The following is a 282-nucleotide window of genomic DNA, read 5'->3' as shown; positions in this document are numbered from 1 at the left end:
CTTGCGTTCCTATGCCAGACAGGGGCTTGATATAGTCCCCACTGTCCATGAGGGGACTGCTGTCCGGCAGATGGAAAAGCGGGGTATCCAGACGAACATCGGCAACCTGAACCGGGACATCAGAGCCGCCAACCGCCTGATGAAGTCTATCCGGCAGCTCATTCAAAACCTCAAAGGCTGGATTACCGAGCTGGGAGAAAAACGAAAAGAACTGCTTGCACAAAAGGCGGCGGAGGAAGCGACACTTCTTCCCAATCTGCTGATGAAGTATATGGAGATACG

Annotated in this window: 1 pseudogene; it reads left to right on the top strand. The window is 53.2% G+C overall.

The features are described 5' to 3' along the window. Window positions 1–282: pseudogene (locus tag LI164_RS15795) on the top strand (MobA/MobL family protein); the annotation flags it as partial.

Source organism: Dorea sp. 210702-DFI.3.125, from assembly GCF_020560945.1.
Taxonomy (GTDB): Bacteria; Bacillota; Clostridia; order Lachnospirales; family Lachnospiraceae; genus Dorea; species Dorea formicigenerans.
The sequence above is the reverse complement of the archived record's forward strand: the minus strand, read 5'-3'. Positions and strand labels throughout refer to the sequence as shown.